At 66.8% G+C, this 7,783-nt stretch carries 7 protein-coding genes; 5 read left to right on the forward strand and 2 right to left on the reverse strand.

The window, feature by feature from the left end; genetic code table 11:
- Positions 1 to 98 precede the first annotated feature (98 nt).
- The 3 genes from ACFWU5_RS17850 to ACFWU5_RS17860 all read left to right on the forward strand — a co-directional run bounded on the left by ACFWU5_RS17850 (position 99) and on the right by ACFWU5_RS17860 (position 3,509).
- A complete protein-coding gene (locus ACFWU5_RS17850) occupies positions 99 to 1,019 on the forward strand; it encodes a 4-(cytidine 5'-diphospho)-2-C-methyl-D-erythritol kinase (protein ID WP_379239838.1) in 921 nt (306 codons plus the stop codon).
- A 103-nt stretch (positions 1,020 to 1,122) separates the two neighbouring features.
- Complete coding sequence (locus ACFWU5_RS17855) at positions 1,123 to 1,497, forward strand: hypothetical protein (RefSeq protein WP_379267968.1); 375 nt, start codon at positions 1,123 to 1,125, stop codon at positions 1,495 to 1,497.
- 221 nt (positions 1,498 to 1,718) lie between these two features.
- Complete coding sequence (locus tag ACFWU5_RS17860; protein ID WP_379267969.1) at positions 1,719 to 3,509, forward strand: ABC-F family ATP-binding cassette domain-containing protein; 1,791 nt, start codon at positions 1,719 to 1,721, stop codon at positions 3,507 to 3,509.
- On the opposite strand, the gene ACFWU5_RS17865 is transcribed toward ACFWU5_RS17860, so the two are convergent.
- On the reverse strand, positions 3,506 to 4,351 hold the full coding sequence (locus ACFWU5_RS17865) for an Abi-alpha family protein (protein ID WP_379267970.1): 846 nt from the start codon (positions 4,349 to 4,351) through the stop codon (positions 3,506 to 3,508). The genes ACFWU5_RS17860 and ACFWU5_RS17865 overlap by 4 nt on opposite strands.
- Positions 4,342 to 5,616, reverse strand: a complete 1,275-nt coding sequence (locus tag ACFWU5_RS17870; protein WP_379239842.1) for a hypothetical protein — start codon at positions 5,614 to 5,616, stop codon at positions 4,342 to 4,344. Before ACFWU5_RS17870 ends, ACFWU5_RS17865 begins: the two co-directional genes overlap by 10 nt.
- Positions 5,617 to 5,959: 343 nt before the next feature.
- Here ACFWU5_RS17870 and ACFWU5_RS17875 point away from each other — a divergent pair, with 343 nt between their 5' ends.
- Together ACFWU5_RS17875 and ACFWU5_RS17880 are read left to right on the forward strand one after the other, a co-directional pair.
- Complete coding sequence (locus ACFWU5_RS17875) at positions 5,960 to 6,832, forward strand: Abi-alpha family protein (RefSeq protein ID WP_379239843.1); 873 nt, start codon at positions 5,960 to 5,962, stop codon at positions 6,830 to 6,832.
- A gap of 315 nt (positions 6,833 to 7,147) precedes the next feature.
- Entirely contained in the window at positions 7,148 to 7,639 is a 492-nt protein-coding gene (locus ACFWU5_RS17880) for a nuclear transport factor 2 family protein (protein ID WP_379240928.1), read from the forward strand.
- Positions 7,640 to 7,783 lie beyond the last annotated feature (144 nt).

Genomic DNA, 7,783 nt, shown 5'->3' on the forward strand with positions numbered 1-7,783 from the left:
CGAACATACCCCCCATGGGTATTGCGCGCAACCCCTTCGCTGGACGGTCCGCGTTCGACGTGCGTACTAGTCGGTATAACCGATTACGCTTGGCAACTGTGTTGTCAGTTGTGCCCAGCCCGGTCGTCGTGCGAGCTCCGTCGAAGGTGAACCTGCATCTCGGAGTCGCTGATCTGCGTCCGGATGGGTATCACGATCTCACCACCGTGTTCCAGGCATTGTCGCTGGCCGACGACCTGCGCCTGGCGCCGGCGGCCTCGCTGACCGTGAAGGTCACCGGCGAAGGCGCCGCCGAGGTACCCACCGACCGCACCAACCTGGTCTGGAAGGCCGCGGTCCGCCTGGCACACCTGGCCGGCCGCGCTCCGCTGGTCGAGATCGCCATCACCAAGGGCATCCCGGTGGCCGGCGGGATGGCCGGCGGCAGTGCCGACGCCGCCGCCGCGCTGGTCGGGCTGAACGAACTGTGGGACCTGGGGTTGTCGCGCGACGAACTGTCCAGCATCGCCGCCGAACTGGGCAGCGACGTCCCGTTCTCGCTGCATGGTGGCACCGCCCTTGGCACGGGTCGCGGCGAACGGTTGCTTCCGGTGTTGTCGCGCAATACCTTTCACTGGGTGCTCGCGCTGGCCAAGGAAGGGCTGTCGACACCGTCGGTCTTCCGCGAACTGGACCGACTGCGCGCCGAAGGTGACCCGCCGCGCCTTGGTGACCCCCAGAAACTCATGCAGGCCCTGGCCGCGGGCGACCCGCGCACGCTCGCCCCGCTGCTGGGAAACGACCTGCAGGCCGCGGCCTTGTCGCTGAAACCCGAACTGCGCCGCACGCTGCGCGCGGGCGTCGGCGCGGGCGCGCTGGCCGGGCTGGTCTCGGGATCGGGCCCCACCTGCGCGTTCCTGTGCGAATCCGAGGAAGCCGCGATCGGCGTCGCCGCGGAACTGGCGGGCGCGGGCGTGTGCCGCAGTGTGCGCACCGCGAGCGGGCCGGTATCGGGCGCTCGGGTGCTCGATATCTCCTAACCAAACCCTCAGAAGGAACCAACCGGTTCTGAAAATCGGCTCCCTAAGTTGGTGTTCGTCGAAGCAATCAAGGCTTCCGGCGAAACCGAAGGAGCAAATGGATATGCGTAAGACCCTCACCACCAGCACCGTCCGTCGTCGCGTCGGCATGGCCGCCATCGGCGCCGCAGCGATCGCCGCCGTCGCGGTTCCCGGTGCCGCCTGGGCCAACGACGATGCCCCGCAGGAGCACAGCACGACCGTGGTTGCCGAAGGCGACGTCGACTTCCAGGAGATGAAGGTCGGCACCATGGAGGCGAAGCCGGGCACCGCGCCCGAGGGCCACAGCGTCACCATCACCAAGGACGGCGAGGTCTCCTTCCAGGAGATGAAGCAGGGCGGCCCGCGGTCCGAGGTCAAGGTCCTGAACGTGTCGGCAGAGGAACTGCAGGCGATGATCGACAGCGGCGAGGTCGTACCGGCCACGCCGATGCGCTGAACCACGGGCACACGGGTCGCGGCGTCGATGTGCGCTGATCACGCACATCGACCCCGGCCAGCGGCGCGGTCGGGGAGGTCGGGGCACGGTCCTCTATGATCGAGACCAATAGATCTTGTATGGACATGCTCCTGCGATCCATCGTCAGCCGCCGCCGCCCGCCTCCCCGCGCCCGAGTCCGGCCCACAGTCGCGGGGAGGCGGAACAGGCGAGCTTCCTATATGTCCAACCTGATCAACCTGGAACAGGTCTCCAAGAGCTTTGGCGTGAAGCCTTTGCTGGATGACGTCTCCCTCGGTATTCACGCGGGGGAACGGATCGGGGTGGTGGGGCTCAACGGTGGCGGTAAGACCACGCTGCTCGAGGTCCTGACCGGACTGGAACCGCCGGACAAGGGTCGAGTCAGCCGGGTGGGCGGGCTGCGGATGGCCGTGGTCACCCAGCGCGGCGTGCTGCCCGAGGGCGCGAGCATCGGTTCGATCGTGTTCGCCGGGCTGTCCGACGACCTGTCGACCGCTGACATCGCCGACCACCAGTGGGCCGCCGATTCGCGTGTGCGCTCGATCCTGGAAGGCATCGGCATCGCCGATCTGGGCCTGGACACCCTGGTCACCAATCTTTCCGGTGGCGAACGCCGCCGCGTCGCCCTGGCCGCCGCACTGGTGCGCGACCTGGACCTGCTGGTCCTGGACGAGCCCACCAACCACCTCGACATCGAGGGTGTGCAGTGGCTGGCCCAACACCTGGTCGCCCGGCGCACCGCACTGGTCGTGGTCACCCACGATCGCTGGTTCCTCGACACCGTCGCTAACCGCACCTGGGAGGTCGTGGGCGGCAAGGTCGAGGTCTACGAGGGTGGCTACGGCGACTGGATCTTCGCCCGCGCCGAGCGTGCCCGGCAGACCGACGCCTCCGAAGCGCGCCGCCAGAACCTGGCCCGCAAGGAACTGGCCTGGTTGCGTCGCGGCGCCAAGGCCCGCACCTCCAAGCCGCGCTACCGCGTGGAGGCCGCCGAGGCCCTGATCGCCGATGTGCCCGCGCCGCGTGACTCGGTCTCGCTGGCCGCGTTCGCGCGCAAGCGGCTGGGCCGCGTGGTGATCGAACTCGAAGACGCCACGCTCACCACCCCCGACGGCCGGGTCCTGGTCGACGACCTCACCTGGCGTCTGGCGCCGGGCGAACGGGTCGGTCTGGTCGGTGTCAACGGGTCGGGCAAGACCACCCTGCTGCGCGCGCTGGCCGGGGAGACCGAGCCCGCGTCGGGCAAGCGGATCCAGGGTCAGACCGTGCAGATCGGTTGGCTGCGTCAGGAACTGGACGACCTGCCCACCGACATGCGGGTGCTCGAGGCCGTGCAGCAGGTCGCGCAGCGAATCATGCTGGGCGACAAGGAGATCTCCGCCGGTCAGCTGGCCGAACGGCTCGGGTTCACCCCCGCCCGCCAGCGCACCCCGGTCGGCGACCTGTCCGGTGGTGAACGCCGCCGCCTGCAGCTCACCCGCATCCTGATGGCCGAACCCAATGTGTTGCTGCTCGACGAGCCGACCAACGACCTGGACATCGACACCCTGCAGCAGCTGGAAGACCTGCTCGACAACTGGGCGGGCACGCTGGTGGTCATCAGCCACGACCGCTACCTGGTCGAACGCATCTGTGACTCCACCTGGGCCCTGTTCGGCGACACCAAACTCACCAACCTGCCCGGCGGCATCGACAGCTACCTCACCAAGCGTGCCGCCATGGCGGGCAACACCAAGCCGCTGACCGCGAAAACCGGTGGGGGATCGACGGATTCGTCGGACCGTCGCGCCGCCCGCAAGGAACTGTCGAAGGTCGAACGCAGCATCGCCAAGCTCGACGAGCGCGAACAGAAACTCCACAAGGCCCTGGCCGAAGCGGTGTCGGACTCGGACAAGCTGGTCAAGCTCGGTGCCGAGCTGAAGCAGGTCGTCGCGGAGAAGGAAGCCGCCGAAGAGCGCTGGATGGAACTGGCGGAACTGGGCGAAAACTAAGTCGCTGTTTCGCGGCCTTCGTTGATGACCACGGGTAAACAAGTCTGGACGAAATCGGCGCCGAATTCGGTGAGCAGGATGCTGCGGTAGCTCACCTTCGTGCCGAAACCGGGGCGCTTCAACGCTTCTCGCACCTGCTCCTGGGCCTCGATGACCTGGTAGCGGTGCGGGTTGCCGACGGGGTCGCGGGTGGACTCGATCAGGCCGAGCCTGCGCAGGTTGGGCAGGTATTGCGGCACCCGGTTCGGAAACCGCAGTCCCGCGTGTTCGCCCAGCATCGTCAGCCCGGTGATCAACCGCTCGCCGCCGAAGGCTCGCTGTCGGCCGGTGCGCACGTCGATGGACGGCTGCGCACCGTCGACGTGCAGGAATCGCAGGATCCGTGCCTCGTCGGGGGTGATCTCGGCGAGGATGCCCGCGTAGGCGGGATGGGTGTCGGGCTGTGCGGCGTGCGTGCTGGCGGACAGTCGAAGCAGTTCAGCGCCCTGTTCGCGCAGGGTCGGCATGCCGCCGTCGCCGTGCTGTTCGGTGCTGGTCGGCAAGCCGAGTGCGTGTCGAAGTCGGTCGCGCACTTCGGTTTCCGCGTCGGCGAGCACCTCGTTGGGCGGTTGGCCCGCGAGGCTGCCGCGCAGCACCGTGACGGTGACCCCGAGCGCGGTGTCCAGTGTCCACAGCGTCATGCCCGAGGCCGCGGTCAGCGCGACTCGGGCCACGCCGGTGGCCGCGCGCACCGTCTTCGCCGGGGAGACGGGCCGCAGGCCGCGCTTTTCGCCGGAGACGTGCAGCGGCGGTACCTGGCGTCGCACCATGTCGGTGGACGGGGTTCCGTCGTCTACATCCATGTAGTGGCTACTCCTGTTCCGAAGACCAGGATATGAGCGTATCCGGCGAGCAGCCCCAGCGCTCCGCCATGGACAAAAAGGAGCCATTCGTCCTGTTTGATCGCAGAACGCAACATGTCGACGAAGTCATGCGGCGAGAGTGCGGACATTTGTCGGGCGATGTATTCGTTGACCTGCCTGCCCTGTTGGGCGTTGAACTCCGGGTCGGCGAACGCCAGCGGCGCGATCGTCATCGCCTGGGCGGTGAGAGTTGTTTGCAGCGTGTCGTATTCGCGACTGCCGAGCATGAACTTCACTGCGGGCCGCGCGGGACCGAGTGCCCGGTCGGCGGCGGGGCGCAACGTGTCCTCGAGCATCTGCAGCGTGCGGTCCGAGCGCGGGCCGTTGAGCAGTTCGTCGCCGATATTGGCCACGGTGACAACCTGGGTAGACACCAAAGCCGCGTAGCCGGCGGTGATTTCGGGCTGACGCTTGATCAACAGACCCTGCCGCCACGGGCACCACCACTTCGGGGTGGCGGGCGCGAAGATCATGTTGATGCCGATCCAGTTCACCACCCAGCCGATGATGATCCCGCCGATCGGCAGTACCACCAGCGGCGACAGTGACGTGACGTGCAGCGCCAGCACCAACAGCAGGCCACAGGGGGCGCCGAAGTAGAAGCCGAAGTTCTGCATGAACCGCAGCTCCTTGGCGCCAAGCACCTGGAACAGCTGGTTGAGCAGTTGCGGTCGGGCCTGGAAGTAGCGGATCACCATCTGCTTCACGTCCAGCAGCTGGTCGATGTTGGCGCCGAGCTCGATGGTCAAGTCGCGCAAGATCTCCGGCAGTTGTGAGCGCACCCGCTCATGGATCATCTCGCGCACGCCGACGGGCAGGTTGTACCAGAGCTGCGGGTGTTCGCGGCGCAGGATCACCTCGACGATGTCGCGGATCTGCGCGTCGGCCACCTCGGCCAGATGTTCGGCCAGCTTCTCCGGGTCCAGTTCGCGATAGAAGTCGGAAACACTGCCCAGCTTGGACAGTCCCTTGTCGACCGCGATGCTGGCCATCTTGTCGGCGCGCGAGGGCACGATGCCCTGCCAGCCGATCCGGCCGTCGTAGCTGAGCAGCGGCAATACCTGGATCCGCTTGGGCAGGTAAGGGAAGATCGCGCGCAGGCCCGGCAGTCGGACGCCGTGGAATTGAATCGGCTGGAACAGCATCAAAATGCCGGACCAGTTGGTGATGTAACCGATAATTCCTGTGAAAAGAGGAATGGTCACAACTTCTAGCAGGAGTGTCGGGTGTAACCCGAACACACTCTCCAACACGACGCGCCCTCCTGCCGATACCCGGTGACCACCGCCTCACCGAGAACCAAAATTTATCACCCCCGCGGCGAGGTGACCCTACTGTGAGATAGGGAACCGGGTCCATTCGTCGTGTGCCAGCACACAGGGTAGTGTCTGAGACATCAGTCACAGAACCTGTCCGCAATGGCGTACTCGCGGTGGCGAGTCGGGAACAATGACCATCACCACATTTCGTGACAGGCCACAACTGACACGCACAGGGGGCGTGCGGGTGGCAGCAGCTTTGTTCACTGGCGAGATTTCGGAGTAGGACGTGACAGACGACAGGACCGGTCAGGACCTGGCCCGTGCCGGTACCCGCGCCGTCGAGCGCAGCTCAGATGTCGAGCAGCGACAGATCAGCAACGAAGCACGGTTGATCCGTGGCGTGTTCCGCGCCGCCGGATTGGCCGCAGGCACCGCGGTGCGCGGCAGCCAGTGGGCGGTGGGCACCACCTATGAAGTGACCAAGGAACTGGCCCAGGCGGCCTTGGACGGGGAATCCTCGGCCGATATCGCCGAGCGCACCGGCAACGCGTTGCGTTCCATCGCGCGCAGCGCACTCGGTGTCACCGAGGGGTCGGTGCGCGAGATCGTCAGCTATGTCCCCACGCCCAACGGGGCGTCCCAGCAGGCCATCACCGTGGGCCCGTACCTGCGTTCGGCCACCACCGACGAGCTGCGGCGGCGCGGCGACGCCCTGCTGGCCCGTTCGGCCGACGTGTACTTCACCGAAGACGTCCACCCGGCCTACGACCGCATCCTCGACGAGGTCGCCCCCGACGAGGCCCGCATCCTGCGGTTCATGGCCCTGAACGGCCCACAACCGTCGGTCGACGTGCGCACCAACCGCCCGCTGGGCATCGGCTCGGAGCTGGTGCAGGGCGACCTGACCTCGGTGCCCGAGCAGGCCGGCGTGCGGTACCCCGATCGCGCGCGGTCGTATCTGATCAACCTCAATCGACTGGGTCTGACGCTGACCTCCGACGATCCGGTGGTGTTGAGCCGGTACATGGTGCTGGAAGTACAGCCCGTGGTCGAGCAGGCGTTGAAGAAGGCGGGGCGCGCGCCGAAGATCGTGCGCAAGAGCCTGCGCCTGTCGGAATTCGGTGAGGATTTCTGCCGCACCTGCTTCACCATCGGGTAGCTCAGACACCTGTCACGGCCGACGCCGGAGGTCACACTCCGGTGTCGGCAGTGATAGCGATCTGATACAGATCCGGCGGCGCGCCGTTTTCGGTGGGATCGTGGAGGGATGGATCAGGGTCCCGAAACTCCGAACGTGCACGTCGACGAGGTTGTCGCGCCCGCGTGGATCGGCCCTGCTCCGTTGCTTCCCGGTGACGACGAGCCGTTGGTCGCCGGGCTGGACTCGGGGGAGGCATGGATGGAGTCGACGCCACCGGAAGACGAGCAGTTACCTCCGCCGCCGCCGCGACCGCCGGATCATCCCGACGATCTCATCGCGATCAGCAGGCTGAAGTTCCGCTATCTGCGCACCCTGGACACCAAGTCGTGGGACGAGTTCGCCGACACGTTGATCCCCGAGGCGACCGCCACCTACAGCGAATACCTGCAGTTCGAGTCGCGCGAGGCCTTCTTGGCCTTCCTGCGCAACACCCTCGGACCGCACGTGATCACCGAACACCGCTGCGATCACCCCGAGATCGATGTCGACGGCGATACCGCCACGGGTACCTGGTATCTGGCCGACACGGTGATCATCCCCGAACACAACATGTGCCTGCGCGGCGCCGCTTTCTACACCGACGCCTACGTCCGCTGCGACGACGGGCACTGGCGCATCTCGCATACCGGATACGAGCGCACCTACGAAGTGGTGCTGTCGCTCAGCGATCTACCCAGCCTGCGGCTGACCGCCAGTCGCTGGGGAATGATCGCGCAGGAGAACCACATCTCGTCGGTAGAGCGCAACCCCGGCCCCGCAGCCTGAATTTTTTGGCGGCTGGCGCCGCGGGGTTTGCGCCCCCTTGTGTCCCGGGGTGGGGGCCCCATTTTTTTTCATGGGGGGCAAAAAAACCACCCCCCACCCGGGGCGGGGGGCAACCCACCCCCCCGCCGGCCGGAGGGGCAAGGA

It is taken from the genome of Nocardia sp. NPDC058640 (assembly GCF_042716995.1).
Lineage (GTDB): Bacteria > Actinomycetota > Actinomycetes > Mycobacteriales > Mycobacteriaceae > Nocardia.

Bases quoted from the DNA above. Each gene is read 5' to 3' on its own strand.
- ACFWU5_RS17855 (WP_379267968.1), top strand. From the start codon at position 1,123: ATGCGTAAGACCCTCACCACCAGCACCGTCCGTCGTCGCGTCGGCATG.
- ACFWU5_RS17860 (WP_379267969.1), top strand. From the start codon at position 1,719: ATGTCCAACCTGATCAACCTGGAACAGGTCTCCAAGAGCTTTGGCGTG.
- ACFWU5_RS17865 (WP_379267970.1), bottom strand. From the start codon at position 4,351: ATGGATGTAGACGACGGAACCCCGTCCACCGACATGGTGCGACGCCAG.